We start from the raw sequence: 14,283 nt of genomic DNA, 5'->3' as shown, positions 1-14,283 counted from the left end.
TGTATCTATTCAAGAAGCCCAAGATTTCCAATAAGGGAAAACTTGGGCTTTTGCTTTTCAACTTTCGACTTTTAACTTTTTTCAACAGGAAGCTGTAAGATGGATACCATGTTGTTAACGGCACTAAACAGAGCTTTTACTGACGAAGTCATAATATCAGTATCAATTCCGCATCCCCAGTATACAGCACCATTCTCAGCAGTAATTCCTACATAAGATACAGCGTTTGATCCTGAGCCTATTTCTAGTGCATGCTGCTTATAGACCAAATCAGTATAATTAATGCCTAATTTCATTTGAAGAGCATTGCTGATCGCATCAAGTCTTCCGTTTCCTACACCTGAAAATTCATATTCTTCACCATTCATCTGGATTGAACAAATTGTTTCATAATGACCATTTTGTGTGTATTTGTAACGGATGAATTCGACTGGTGTGTTAATGTTGACATATTCTTTCATGAAGATGTCATAGATTTCATTCGGCATAAGTTCTTTGTGCTCATGATCTGAAACATTTTTGACATTATATCCAAAGCTTTCACGCATTGCGGCAGGCAGATCAAATCCATACGTTTGCTGAAGGACATAACCAATTCCGCCCTTACCGGATTGACTGTTAATTCGGATAATATCTCCTTCATATTCTCTTCCAATGTCCATTGGATCAATTAATAGATATGGAACAGTCCAGTACTGGCGTTCTTTTTCTTCGCGCCATTTCATACCTTTTGCAATGGCATCCTGGTGTGAACCTGAAAATGCAGTAAAGACAAGCTCACCTCCATATGGATGTCTTTCATGAACCCTCATTCTTGTTAATTTTTCATACTTGGCGATAATCGCAGGAATATTTTCAAAATTCAACTTTGGATCTACTCCGTGTGAAAACATGTTTAAAGCAAGCGTTACAATATCCACGTTCCCTGTTCTTTCACCGTTACCAAATAATGTTCCTTCCACTCTTTGCGCTCCAGCAAGCATTCCTAGCTCAGCATCAGCCACGCCAGTTCCTCGGTCGTTGTGAGGATGAAGTGATAGAATGACATGATCTCTGTAGCCAAGATTATCACTCATATATTCAATTTGACTTGCGTAAACGTGAGGCATCGACATTGAGACTGTAGCAGGTAGGTTGATAATCACCTTGTTATCTGCTGTCGGCTGCCAAACATCAAGTACTTTGTTGCAAATTTCAAGGGCAAAGTCTACTTCTGTGCCTGTGAAGCTTTCTGGTGAATATTGAAATTGGAAATTCCCTTCTGTTTCAGCAGCATGTTTTTTAAGCATTTCTGCTCCAGTTACAGCAATATCGATAATTTCTTCTTTCGATTTTCTAAATACTTGTTCACGCTGTGCCACAGATGTTGAATTGTATAAATGCACGACTGCTTTTTTGGCACCTTTTAGTGCTTCAAATGTTTTTTCAATGATATGATCTCTTGACTGTGTTAATACTTGAATTGTCACATCGTCTGGAATCAAATCTTCTTCAATTAGTTTACGTAAAAAAGCAAACTCGGTTTCTGAAGCAGCAGGAAAACCAACTTCGATTTCCTTGAACCCTACTTCTAGAAGCAACTGAAAATATTCTAACTTTTCCTCAAGACTCATCGGGACGACCAAAGCCTGATTTCCATCGCGTAGATCAACACTACACCAGATAGGTGCTTCTGTAATATACTCCTTCTCTGTCCATTTCAAGCTTTGCACTGGAGGCATAAAGTATCCTCTAGAATATTTATCGATATTTTTCATCCTGACATCCACCTTTTCATTTATATTATTAATTTATTATTAAAATAAAAAGCCCCGTCTCTATAAAAATATAGAGACGAGGCATTGCTCGCGGTACCACTCTAATTGATTAATCATCATAAGATTAACCCACTCATTTCGGTGGCAATCACCACCTATCTTTATAACGGCAGAAAACCGACAGCCCCTACTAATTTGGTTCAGGGAGTAGCTCTTGGATGAGTTCAAAGGCATTAACTACCGATTTTCACCAACCACCGGCTCTCTGAAAAGATTAAACATCCTTTTACTATTTCCAATCTTTGCTTATTATTATTATTTAATTAATTAAATACGATAATATATTGATAAACTCAAGTTGTCAATATTAAATTTATTGAAAATAAAGATTACAATGAATTTGTCTACTTTTTTAAAGATAACAAATTCAGCTTTCAACTTGTTTTACCTACATATAATACCCATTAGTAGTCAATTATAACCATTATCGGTATACTAACTATGATAGAAAATAAATGAACTGGAGGGATCCAAATGCTATATATTGAAATGTGGACTGATTTTGCATGACCATTCTGCTATATTGGTAAGAGGCGTCTGGAGGACGCACTTCAGAAAATGGACTACCCTGTTGAAGTCACTTATCGCTCATTCGAGTTAGATCCTACAATGGAGCGAGATGTTCCATATAATATTTATGAAAAGTTAGCGCAAAAGTATGGAATGAGTATTGAACAAGCGAAATCTAATTGCAAGAACATGGAACAAATGGCAAAGAAAGCAGGCCTAGACTTTCGTTTTGACTCACAAATCTTAACGAATACGTTTGATGCTCACCGTCTGGTCATGTTTGCAAAGACGAAAGGTTTAATGCATGAAATGACGGAACGAATCTTAAAAGCCTATTATTCAGAATCGAAACATATTGGCAATTATAATACACTAACTGAATTAGCTAAGGAAGTCGGATTAGATCCAAAGGAAGTTACAGATATGTTAGCAAATGGAGATCTATCTGAAGAAGTTCGCGCTGACGAACAAACAGCTCAAGAATACGGTATCCGCAGCATCCCGTTTTTCCTTGTTAACAAGAAGTATGCCATTACTGGTGCTCAGCCAACTGAAACATTTGTACAATCATTACAGCAAATCATAGATCAAGATGGACCCTTTACAAAAGGAAATGAAGGCATTTTTTGTGATGATGATGGCTGTGAACTCCCCCCAAAGGGATAATAACGTTTTAAAAAAAGCTGTATCCCTATCTGCTTGTAGATATGTGATACAGCTTTTTTTGAACTTATTTCTCTTTTAAACTGACTTTTTCTTTGACATCCTTATTAACAAGATACGTTGGATAATATCCAGACAATACATCGGCAACATTTTCTGCTGTTTTTCGTTTTAACTCCTCTTCAGCCTCAACCGAATAAAAAGCTGCATGCGGGTTTAGAATGACGTTATCCATTGTAAGTAGCGGGTTGTTTGGTTCAATCGGTTCAATTTCTAATACATCTAGTCCCGCTCCAGCTATCTTTTCCTCCTGCAAAGCTTGAATCAGTGCTTCTTCATCAATCACAGGGCCGCGGGCTGTATTAATAATAAATGCTTCTTTCTTCATTTTGTTAAATTGATCATAACTGATAATTTTTTCAGTCTGTTTATTTAATGGAAGATGAATGGATACGTAATCTGACCGTTCACAAAGCTCATCCAAGCTTACTAATTCAACATTTCTCTCTTTTGCAACTGATTCAGGTACAAAAGGATCATATGCAATGACATCAATGCCAAAAGCTTGTGCCTTTTTCGCAAGTGTTTGTGGAATGTTTCCAAATCCAACAAGACCGAGAACCCGTCCTCTTATTCGGAAAATCGGTACTGCTACTTTAAAATCCCATTTCCCATTTTTTACAGTATTATTTAAATGTGTTATTTTTCGAATGCTTGAGAGCAGCAATGCCATTGCATGATCTGACACCTCATCCAAACAGTAATCAGTAACGTTACCAACAATAATGCCTTTTTCTGTGGCAGCATCGATATCAATTGTATTAAAACCAATCCCATAACGTGAGATGACTTTACATTTTTCAAGGTTTTCAATAACCTTACGACCAATTGGAGCGTATTGATTAATTAATCCATCAGCATCTCTGCATGCTTCAATAACTTCATCTTCTGTTTTACACTGAGCAAATGTTAACTCAACCCCTATCTTATTTAACACTTCTTCTTCTTGTTTGAAAGAATCATATTCATAATCCGTAACTACAACTTTATATTGACTCATATTAGCACTCCCTTATCAATTACGTTATCGCTTTACATCCCTAGGTCCATCTCCAGGATTCATGAATTGCTCAACTGCTTGAAACGTAGGTAAACCCTCTACGTCCCCACTCGTCCCTACAACCATCGCTCCTATTGCATTCGCTCGTTTAACGACTTGATGTAATGGTTCTTTTCGTAAAATTCCACTAATAATCCCAGCAGCAAAGCCATCACCAGCTCCAACTGGGTCTATGACTTGTCTTACCGGAAACCCTTCGACATACCCTTGTTCGTCTTTCGTATGAAAATATGCACCTTTACTTCCGAGCTTTACAATAATGGTTTTATTATCATCCCCCATTAAAGCATGGGCGACCTCTTCTACTTCCGATTCCCCAGTTATGAACTGAGCTTCATCAAGACCTGGTAAAATCACATCTGCTTGCGTTGCAATTTCGGTTAACACTGCCTTTGCTCGTTCTTCTTTCCATAGCTTATATCGAATATTCGGGTCAAAGACAATCATTCTATCATTCTTTTTTGCAATGTCAATTGCTTTCATCACCGTCTCATAGCACGTTTCACTTAATGCCGGTGTAATTCCAGTAATATGTAAAATGCTTGCATTTGCAATATATTCTTCATTCAAATCGATAGGCTCCATTAAACTAGCTGACGAACCTTTTCGATAATAATAGACATTCACATCCTCAGGTGATAATTGCTCTTTAAATAGCAATCCCGTCGGTGCATCCCCAGTGAAAAGGCATGTTGATGTATCCACTCCTTCACCGCGAATGGTTTTGTAAATAAACCTTCCAAATGGATCATCACCTAATTTACTGAACCAACCAACAGAATGACCTAATCTAGCTAATCCAATCGCAACGTTAGATTCTGCACCACCAATTCGTTTTGGAAATTGGTTTATATACTCAAGCGGCAGCATTTGTTCCGCTTGAAAAAGAACCATTGTTTCACCCAATGTTACAACGTCTAATTTGTTATTCATCATACCCAGTCCTTTTCTCAATGTTCTGTCGTTATTTTTTTTCCAAGATTTTAGTATCAGTTTCCTCAGCAACAATGACGATATCAGTCATATTAATAAACAGCCCCGTTTCAACGACACCAAGGAGTAGCTTTAACTGTTGATGAAGTGTAGCTGGATCAGTAATTACACCAAAGTCACAATCAACGATATAATTCCCATTATTCGATACGAAAACTTCTCCGTCTCTCTTTCTTAAATTTGTTGTACATCCTAGCTTTGCAATTTTTCGTGCTGTATTTTCCCACCCGAATGGAACAACTTCAACTGGTAATGGAAACGCCCCGAGCTGATTAACCAATTTACTGTCATCAGCAACAATGATCAACTTATCAGCTGCATCATTAACAAGTTTTTCACGAAGTAATGAACCACCGCCACCTTTTGTCAGGTTAAATTGGGGATCGATCTCATCAGCCCCATCAATTGCCAAATCTAACCTGCTTACTTCAGAAAAATAAACAAGTGGAATGCCAAATTCCTTTGCCCATCCCTCCGTTCTTAATGAGGAAGGAACTCCTCTTACCCTAAAGCCATTACGTACTTGTTCACCTAATTTCTTCAGCATCCAATAGACGGTCGATCCTGAGCCTAATCCGATTGTCATTCCATCTTGAATATATTCAACTGCTTTTTCACCAACTGCTTTTTTCTTTTCTTCAACATTACTTAACAAAATACCACCTCAATTAGTATTTACAAAACCGAATAAAAGTTATTTACGTTGTTTCTCGTTTAACCAACGTTACTGGTAAAACGATTTTTGATTGTGAAGGCTTTTCTTTTTTCTCGATAAACTGTAATAGAATTTCTGAAGCTTTCTCACCTAACTCTTCTTTCTGTTGATTAATCGTCGTAAGTGTCGGATAGCTGTAATGACCAATTGAAATGTTATCGAAACCGACCACCTTCACTTCATTACCGACTTGTATTTTATTCTCTCGCAGTCCGTATAAAGCGCCCATAGCGACCAAATCATTACATGCAAAAATCCCATCAAACGAAATCTTTCTTTGAATAAGCGAGCGAACGCATTTTGCTGCATGCTCAGCATCAAATGTTATATGTTGCACTAATTCAGAGTCAAAAGGTATATCATATTTTATTAATGCCTCACGATATCCTTGTAATCTTTCATTCATTGGTACAATATCCCGTTTATCCCTCAGTAGAACAATTCTGCGACAACCTTGCTTAATTAACTCTTCCGTTGCGATAAATCCACCTTGAAAATTATCAGATTCAACTACAGTAAATTCATCAGTCATATATTCACGTTGATTAATACATACAATCGGTAAATTCTTTTTCAGAACTTGTTTTGGAACAGTCATCGTGCCCGAAATATAAATTAATCCGTCAACCCCACGTGATTCCAAATCACGAATGATTAGACTTTCCTTCTTCGGGTCTTCACTTGTATTGTAGATATAGATGGAATACCCATTAGGATAAAAATAATTTTCAATTGCCAAAGCAATCGTTGCAAAATATTCATTCGTAATATCAGGCACAATAATACCAATCGTTTTTGAATGACTTGTTCGTAAACTTTTAGCAACTACATTCATTTGGTAATTATGTTTATCAAGCAGTTCTACTATCCGCTGCTTTGTCTCCTCAGAATATCCTCCACTATTATTCAGGACGCGAGAAACCGTTGCCGTTGATACCCCTGCTAATTTCGCAATTTCTTTGACTGTTACCATTTTTACTCCGACCATTCCGTATGAAATGAGCCTTCTTTATCGGTTCGTTTGTACGTATGAGCTCCAAAGTAGTCGCGTTGTGCTTGAAGAAGATTTGCAGGAAGAGTTTCACTGCGGTAACTGTCATAATATGTTAAAGAACTTGAAAGTGCAGGTACTGGGATTCCTGCCTCGATGGCTGTGATAACCGTCCTTCTTAAGGAGGTCTGATAGGTTTGAACAACATCATTAAAATATGGAGCAAGTAATAAATTCGCTAAATTGTAATCTTGATCAAAAGCATCTTTAATTTCCGTTAAAAATTGTGCACGTATTATACACCCGCCTCGAAACGTCATCGCAATTTCTCCATAAGGAAGCTTCCATCCAAACTCTTCAGATGCTGCTCGCATTTGCGCAAAACCTTGTGCATATGCACATAATTTACTCATATATAACGCCTTTCTGATTGTTTCAATGAACTCTTCACGATCTGATATTGACAATTTCTTTTGAGGTCCCATAAGAACTTTACTCGCATTCACTCGCTCTTCTTTCATTGAAGAAATAATACGTGCAAATACCGACTCTGTAATAACCGATAACGGAACTCCTAAATCGAGGGCATTTTGACTAGCCCATTTCCCTGTCCCTTTTTGGGCAGCTGTATCAAGGATAACCTCAATGAGGGGCTTACCTGTTTCAGCATCGACCTTTGTGAATATATCTCCAGTTATCTCTATTAGGTAACTATTTAACTCACCATTATTCCATTCAATAAAAACTTGATGTAGTTCTTCAGCATTTAAACCGAGAACTTGTTTTAGAAGAAAATAGGATTCTGAAATCAATTGCATATCACTATACTCAATACCGTTATGAACCATTTTTACATAATGACCTGCACCACTACTTCCTAAATAGGCAAAACAAGGAGCCCCATCCACTTTGGCAGAAATCGCTGTTAATATTGGCTTGACTAACTGAAAAGCCTCTTCTGATCCAGCAGGCATAATGGCAGGTCCATACAAAGCACCTTTTTCACCACCAGAAAAGCTAATATCCATATAATGAATTCCAAGTTTACTTAGCTCATTATGCCGCTTTATCGTTTCTTTAAAATATGAGTTTCCACCATCAATGACAATATCCCCTCTCTCTAGATGTGGCAGTAGTGACTGAATCATTTCATCTGTGGCTGTGCCAGCTTTTACAATTAGTAAAATTTTCCTCGGACGCGCTAATGAACGAATAAACTCATCTAGACTATATGTACCGTGAAATTGCTTTTCCACTCCGCTTTCTTGCAGGAATTCGCCCGTTTTTTCTGCCGAGCGGTTGTACAGGGCAACTGAGTAGCCACGGCTCTCAATGTTTAAGGCTAGGTTTTTCCCCATAAGCCCAAGGCCGACTACACCTATATCTTGTTTTCCCACTAAAACAACAACTCCTTCACGTAATCGATTACCTAATTATTCTATTAAAAACATAAAATTTCAGCAATAATTTTTTTTATATAATGAGTTTATTCTATACAAAAACAGGGAATTTATCCTATGTACATACATAATTATCTTTTTATTACAATGTAAAGATAATATTAAAATTCACATAAGCAGTTGCTTTTATGAGTATAATTTTGTTAAAATCACTAATATCAATTTTCGATATTGAAGTCCGATATAGCATTTTGAGGTGGTATTGAAATGGAAGAAAAAGTATTGAGGAAATTGTTTTTAGGCTTTATTCATATTCATATTTTACATCATGCAAAAGAACATCCTATTTTCGGTTTATGGATGCTTGAGGAGCTCAAGGAGCATGGTTACAACATTAGTGCCGGCACTCTATATCCGATCCTTCACAACATGGAATCTGATGGTCTTTTACAAAAAGATGAAAAAAAAGTTGAAGGCAAAATTAGAAAGTATTACACAACAACCCAAAAGGGAGACATTGTGCTAGTAGAAGCCCGAAAAAAAGCATATGAGCTTTTTAAAGAAATTAAGGAATAGGAGGTACAAATTAAATGGAACAAGAAAAAAAGAATGTTAGTTTGAAAGCATTACTAGAGATTTTAATTGTCTCGACTAGATTGGGATTCACATCGTTTGGAGGACCAATTGCCCACCTTGGCTATTTCCACGAAGAATATATACGCAGAAGAAAATGGATGGATGAAAAAAGTTATGCTGACTTAGTTGCTTTATGTCAGTTTCTCCCAGGGCCTGCTAGTAGCCAAGTTGGCATTGGGATTGGTGTCATGAGAGCCGGTGTATTAGGTGGCATTGTTTCTTTTATTGGCTTTACACTCCCATCTGTGATCGCCTTAATTGTTTTTGCCATACTTTTACATAACTTTGGATTTGAAGATGCTGGTTGGATTCATGGTTTAAAAATCGTCGCCGTAGTTGTGGTTGCTCATGCGATTTTGGGAATGGCCAAAAATTTAACACCTGACTTACAACGAAGAACAATTTCCTTGTTTGCCATTGTTGTCACCTTATTATGGCAAACCGCTTTTACACAAGTGGCTGTCATTCTATTAGCAGGATTTGTTGGCTATTTACTCTATAAACAACAAACAATAGATGATTCAGCAACGAACGTAAACTTTCCCATTAATCGACGCTTTGGAGCCATTTGTTTAACTCTATTCTTTGGCTTACTTATCGTCCTTCCTATCATCAGAGAGGCGACAGCATTAAACTGGGTAGCCATGTTTGATAGTTTTTACCGCTCTGGTTCGCTTGTTTTTGGTGGTGGTCATGTTGTCTTACCGTTACTTGAACGTGAATTTGTTCCTACTGGCTGGCTAAGTGAAGAAGAATTTCTCGCAGGTTACAGTGCAGCTCAAGCAGTTCCTGGACCGCTATTTACTTTCGCTGCTTATATTGGTGCTGTGATTAACGGCTGGCAAGGCGGTTTATTAGCAACGATTGCAATTTTTTTACCAGCTTTTCTTCTCATACTTGGTACATTGCCGTTTTGGGATACGTTACGTAGAAATACGAAAGTAAAAGGTGCGCTTATGGGCGTTAATGCCGCAGTTGTTGGAATCCTAATTGCGGCACTCTATCACCCAATCTGGACGACTTCCATTTTATCTACCGTTGATTTTGCCTTTGCCGCAATTTTATTCAGTATGTTAGTGTATTGGAAATTGCCGCCTTGGGTAATCGTCTTAACAGGAGCCATTGGTGGTTTTCTCTTAAGCTTTCTTTGATCTTTAATAATTTTAAGGATGGTATTAATTGATTTATGAATAGGCTAAAATCAATGAAAATGATAAAATAATTGGTATACAGAAAAAAGGGAGAGTAAGATATGAACAAAACTGAAGCAATTGCACGAAGAATTCTAGGCTGGAAATTAAACAGCTGGGATAAATGGTATGACAGTGAAAAAGAGACGATCATTCATGATTCTGAATTTCAACCCGAGCAAAATCTTGTTCATGCAATGCTCATCGTCGACCGATTAGAAAAGGTCGGATTTACTTATATTAAAAATGGAGATTATGAGGTTTGCTTTAAAAACGAATTTCATACAATATGCGATACAGGTGATACATTAGCAGAAGCAATAACAAATGCTGCTCACTTAATAGCAGACAGAACATCTAAAGCAGATGACTGGTTATAAAAAACCTGGGGAAAATTTCCCCAGGTTTTTGGTCATTTATTTCCTTTTACGCCTCTTGAGGCGGAGTTGTTCGTTTAATAAATAGTGCGATGATGAAAGCAATAATCGCGAAGACTAGCCCAACTGTAAATGAAGTTTGAACTCCTTTTGTCATTGCCGCTGCTACTTCATTCGGTAACGTCGGGTCGCTTACACCGCTTAGCTGTTTTGATTGCACAGAAGACATAATACTAATAAACATCGCTACCCCAATTGCTCCGGCTACTTGCTGTAACGTATTTAGGATTGCTGTTCCGTGCGGATAATGCTTTCGTGTCAATTCATTTAACCCATTCGTTTGACTCGGCATCATAATCATGGCTATCCCAATGTTTAATAACGTAAATAATACTGTTAACATGATAACAGATGTTGATTGAGAGACAGTTGAAAATAACCACATGACGATCACAATAATCATTGTCCCTGGGATGACTAGTTTTCTTGGTCCATACCGATCAAATAATCTTCCTGTAATTGGTGACATTAATCCGTTAAGGAGTCCCCCTGGTAATAGAATTAAACCAGCTGTAAGTGCTGATAGTGCAAGTGGTCCTTGTAAAAATAACGGCAAGATAATAATTGTTGAAAATAATGTCATCATCATAATGATTAATAAGAGTGCTGTAAGTGAAAAGGTTAGGGACTTAAATACACGAACATCAAGAATCGGCTCCTCTAGACGTAATTGGCGCCAAACAAATAATGTAATCGAGATCGCTCCAATAATAAAGGATAAATACACTTCAGGACTAAAGAGCCCTGCTTCTCCTTCACCAGCACTACTAAAAGCAAACACAATTCCCCCAAAACCAAACGTTGACAATAGTATTGAAAGAATATCAACTTTCGGTCTTGTTACCTTTGTTACATTTACTAAGTAAACATAGGCAAACACAATTGAAAAAATCGCAAATGGCACTACACTAAAAAACAACCAACGCCAATCGAGTGATGCAATAATAATTCCTGATAATGTCGGACCAATTGCCGGAGCAAACATAATAATGAGTCCGATTGTCCCCATCGCCCCACCTCGTTTATGTGGAGGATATAATACTAGTACCGTATTCATTAATACAGGCAACAACAACCCTGTTCCACTCGCTTGAATTAGACGACCGATCAGTAAAACGGAAAAGTTAGGTGCCAACCCACATACGATCGTTCCAATCGTAAACACCGTCATTGCCCCGATAAACATCTGCCTTGTCGTAAACCATTGCATAAATAATGCCGAAACAGGCACTAGTATTCCCACAACAAGCATAAAACCAGTCGATAACCATTGAATAGTTGATGGTGTTACTTGCAGCTCTCGTATAAGATCTGTAAAGGCAATATTTAATAATGTTTCATTTAATATTGCAAAAAAGACCCCAATAATTAACGACATCATAATCGGTAATCTTTTGATCTCATTTTCTTCTATACTATGATTATGTTCTAAATTCATATTTTCCGCTTGCATATCATTAGTTCCCTTCTTGATGTATTGTTAGAATAACATTATACAAATCTCCCACAGAAAAAGGAAAACAAATGCTTCCTAGCTATATAACTATAAGAACATTCCCTGGAACTGTCAAGATGTAAAAATGAATTTACAGTGAATCCCTCCACCCTTGTTTGGTCATAGAAAAAAGGAAAGAGAGATAATGCCTCTTTCCTTTTTCGCGTCATGATTTTATTTCACTAAATCTTTCCTAAGCGGTGTGAATACGTCCAAAATAATGCAATCCTCTAACACTTTAACACGATGTTCAACATTTGATGGAATATATTGAATATCTCCCTTAGAAAGCAGTCTTTTCACTCCGCCCACTTCAAATTCAACAGAGCCAGCTTCAATATAACTAATCTGCTCCTCAACATGCTGATCCACATCACCATGGAAATCTTTTTTTAATTCAACTTTAACAAACATTAAAGAACCTTGATTATTTAAAATCTCTCTTTTAACCATATTTAAATTTCCTTTCTACCTATCAGACACTAAAACAAACCTGGACTGATTAATTTCGGAATATAAAAAGCAATATCCGGGAAGAATGCAACAAACAATAAGACAACAATGACGACGGCGATATATGGAATTACTGACTTAAACGACTTTTCGATCGATATATTCCCAATTTTGGCCGCAAGTAATAAACATAATCCATAAGGCGGTGTTACTAATCCAACCGCTAACGTCATAATCGTTATTAAACCAAGTAGTACAGGACTAATTTCAAAGTATAGGGCAACCGGCAGAATGACTGGGATGAATAAAATCATCGCTGGAATCGCATCCATAAATGTACCAATAAATAAGAAGAAAAGAATGATAATTAATATAAAGACCCATTTACTACTAATATTGTTTGCAAAGAATTCCTGTGCCCATGTTGCTAATTGATAATAACTTAACAATTCACCAAGCGCACTAGCAGCTGCTAAGGCGAATAATGATAATGAACTTAATGTTAACGTATCTACCATAATTTTTGGCAAATCTTTAATTTTTAACGTCTTATAATAGAACATACTTACTAACAGCGTATAGAGTGAAGCGAATGCTGCTGCTTCTGTTGCGGTAAAGATTCCACTAATGATACCACCAATCAAAATAACTGGTGTCAGTAAAGCAGGAAACGATTCCATAAACAGCTTCGTAAACTTTGAAAATGATGTTCGTTCGTATTTTGGATATCCGCGTTTAACAGAATAATAATAGATTAACAGCATCATACCTAAGCCTACTAAAACACCTGGAACAATACCTGCCAAGAATAATGCCCCTACTGATGCATTTGTTAAACCAGCAAAGATAATCATTGGTATACTTGGTGGAATAATAACTCCGATCGTTGAAGATGCGGCTGTAACACTTACAGCTGTTGCTGTGTCATAGCCTTGCTTTTTCATATTTGGGATAAGGATTTTTCCAACTCCTGCTGTATCAGCTTGAGATGCACCTGAAACACCAGCAAAAATCATTGATACTAAAATATTTGCATGGGCCAATCCACCGCGAATATGACCAACAATAGAAAGCGCGAAATCGATTAACTTTTGCGAAATTTGACCATGATTCATTAAATTCGCAGCAAGAATAAATAAAGGTACCGAAAGTAAAACGAACGAATTCAGTCCATTTAACATTTTTACTGGAACTGTTACTTCAGGAATATATGGAACATTAAGGATACCCATTAATGCCACAATTCCGATAACAAAAGCAATAGGGACGCCAATAAACATTAAGATGAGGAACATTGCGACTAATAAGATTCCCATTATTCACTTACCTCCCCTACTACCACTTGTTTTGCATTCTTTACAATATGATTAATTAAATAGATCACCATAGTGATAGCCATAACAGGAAGGGCTAACCACACATAACCCATTTTAATCATTGGTAATGTTGTCCAAGTGTAGTTCCAAAAGCTTGATAATGCAGTTAAGCTGTAATAAAACAATCCTGCACAGAAAACTAAGAGGATCATATCAATCACAATCAAGAGAGTTACTCTGGCCTTGCCTTTTAACAATTTTGATAAAAGATCAAAACTAAAATGATCCTTTCGGTTGACCATAACGGCTGCTCCCATAAAAATGGCCCAAATAAATGAATTTGTCGCTACTTCTTCTGTCCAAATGACTGAGATACCTAGATAGCGACTTATCACTTGGATGAGAATAGCAAAAAAGAAAATTGCTAAAAAGATAACACCTACTGTTAACTGGATTTTTTCTAGTAGTCTAATAGCCATATTTCCACCTTCTTTTTAGAAGAGTAAAGGGAGGAACACAATTGTGTCCTGTGTCCTCCCTTTTCGTT

14 protein-coding genes and 1 other annotated feature are annotated in these 14,283 nt (G+C 37.1%); of the genes, 4 read left to right on the top strand and 10 right to left on the bottom strand.

All coding sequences use genetic code 11. From position 1 onward, the window contains the following. Positions 1-71 precede the first annotated feature (71 nt). Positions 72-1,757 (bottom strand): 2-isopropylmalate synthase, encoded by a 1,686-nt coding sequence (locus ACJ2A9_RS15755; protein ID WP_441422631.1) that lies wholly within the window; start codon positions 1,755-1,757, stop codon positions 72-74. A gap of 69 nt (positions 1,758-1,826) precedes the next feature. Continuing rightward, positions 1,827-2,069 (bottom strand) — a binding site (T-box leader). 270 nt (positions 2,070-2,339) lie between these two features. Here ACJ2A9_RS15755 and ACJ2A9_RS15750 point away from each other — a divergent pair. Beyond that, positions 2,340-2,993, top strand: coding sequence for a DsbA family oxidoreductase (locus ACJ2A9_RS15750; protein ID WP_441422738.1), 654 nt, complete (start codon positions 2,340-2,342; stop codon positions 2,991-2,993). Positions 2,994-3,057: 64 nt separating this feature from the next. Here the strand turns inward: ACJ2A9_RS15750 and ACJ2A9_RS15745 are convergent, their stop codons facing one another. Genes ACJ2A9_RS15745 through gndA form a run of 5 tightly spaced genes read right to left on the bottom strand, consistent with a single transcriptional unit; the run spans position 3,058 to position 8,206 of the window. After that, entirely contained in the window at positions 3,058-4,050 is a 993-nt protein-coding gene (locus tag ACJ2A9_RS15745) for a C-terminal binding protein (RefSeq protein ID WP_441422630.1), read from the bottom strand. Between the two features lie 24 nt (positions 4,051-4,074). Next, positions 4,075-5,043 carry a sugar kinase gene (locus ACJ2A9_RS15740; protein WP_441422629.1) on the bottom strand — a complete coding sequence of 323 codons (969 nt, stop codon included), beginning with the start codon at positions 5,041-5,043 and terminating at the stop codon, positions 4,075-4,077. A 31-nt stretch (positions 5,044-5,074) separates the two neighbouring features. Further along, positions 5,075-5,758, bottom strand: coding sequence for a ribose-5-phosphate isomerase RpiA (gene rpiA / locus ACJ2A9_RS15735; RefSeq protein WP_441422628.1), 684 nt, complete (start codon positions 5,756-5,758; stop codon positions 5,075-5,077). Positions 5,759-5,801: 43 nt separating this feature from the next. Beyond that, the gene (locus ACJ2A9_RS15730) at positions 5,802-6,791 is read right to left on the bottom strand and encodes a LacI family DNA-binding transcriptional regulator (protein WP_441422627.1); all 990 of its coding nucleotides are present in this window, start codon (positions 6,789-6,791) and stop codon (positions 5,802-5,804) included. Between the two features lie 2 nt (positions 6,792-6,793). Beyond that, complete coding sequence (gndA, locus tag ACJ2A9_RS15725) at positions 6,794-8,206, bottom strand: NADP-dependent phosphogluconate dehydrogenase (protein ID WP_441422626.1); 1,413 nt, start codon at positions 8,204-8,206, stop codon at positions 6,794-6,796. A gap of 270 nt (positions 8,207-8,476) precedes the next feature. On the opposite strand from gndA, the gene ACJ2A9_RS15720 reads away from it, so the two are divergent. The 3 genes from ACJ2A9_RS15720 to ACJ2A9_RS15710 all read left to right on the top strand — a co-directional run bounded on the left by ACJ2A9_RS15720 (position 8,477) and on the right by ACJ2A9_RS15710 (position 10,415). Then, on the top strand, positions 8,477-8,785 hold the full coding sequence (locus ACJ2A9_RS15720) for a PadR family transcriptional regulator (RefSeq protein WP_441422625.1): 309 nt from the start codon (positions 8,477-8,479) through the stop codon (positions 8,783-8,785). 14 nt (positions 8,786-8,799) lie between these two features. Then, complete coding sequence (locus ACJ2A9_RS15715) at positions 8,800-9,996, top strand: chromate transporter (RefSeq protein WP_441422624.1); 1,197 nt, start codon at positions 8,800-8,802, stop codon at positions 9,994-9,996. Between the two features lie 101 nt (positions 9,997-10,097). Further along, the gene (locus tag ACJ2A9_RS15710) at positions 10,098-10,415 is read left to right on the top strand and encodes a BC1872 family protein (RefSeq protein WP_441422623.1); all 318 of its coding nucleotides are present in this window, start codon (positions 10,098-10,100) and stop codon (positions 10,413-10,415) included. 46 nt (positions 10,416-10,461) lie between these two features. Here ACJ2A9_RS15710 and ACJ2A9_RS15705 read toward each other — a convergent pair whose 3' ends face one another. The 4 genes from ACJ2A9_RS15705 to ACJ2A9_RS15690 form a co-directional block, all read right to left on the bottom strand. Beyond that, a complete protein-coding gene (locus ACJ2A9_RS15705; RefSeq protein ID WP_441422737.1) occupies positions 10,462-11,910 on the bottom strand; it encodes a DHA2 family efflux MFS transporter permease subunit in 1,449 nt (482 codons plus the stop codon). Between the two features lie 231 nt (positions 11,911-12,141). Beyond that, the gene (locus ACJ2A9_RS15700) at positions 12,142-12,420 is read right to left on the bottom strand and encodes a cupin domain-containing protein (protein WP_441422622.1); all 279 of its coding nucleotides are present in this window, start codon (positions 12,418-12,420) and stop codon (positions 12,142-12,144) included. A gap of 29 nt (positions 12,421-12,449) precedes the next feature. Continuing rightward, on the bottom strand, positions 12,450-13,736 hold the full coding sequence (locus ACJ2A9_RS15695; protein ID WP_441422621.1) for a TRAP transporter large permease: 1,287 nt from the start codon (positions 13,734-13,736) through the stop codon (positions 12,450-12,452). Continuing rightward, positions 13,736-14,215, bottom strand: coding sequence for a TRAP transporter small permease (locus ACJ2A9_RS15690; protein ID WP_441422620.1), 480 nt, complete (start codon positions 14,213-14,215; stop codon positions 13,736-13,738). Before ACJ2A9_RS15690 ends, ACJ2A9_RS15695 begins: the two co-directional genes overlap by 1 nt. Positions 14,216-14,283: the final 68 nt, after the last annotated feature.

Origin of the sequence: Anaerobacillus sp. MEB173, from assembly GCF_052119505.1 — a bacterium.
GTDB lineage: Bacteria > Bacillota > Bacilli > Bacillales > JBJMAU01 > JBJMAU01.
Note: the sequence above shows the minus strand (reverse complement) of the source record. Positions and strands in the feature narration are given on the sequence as shown.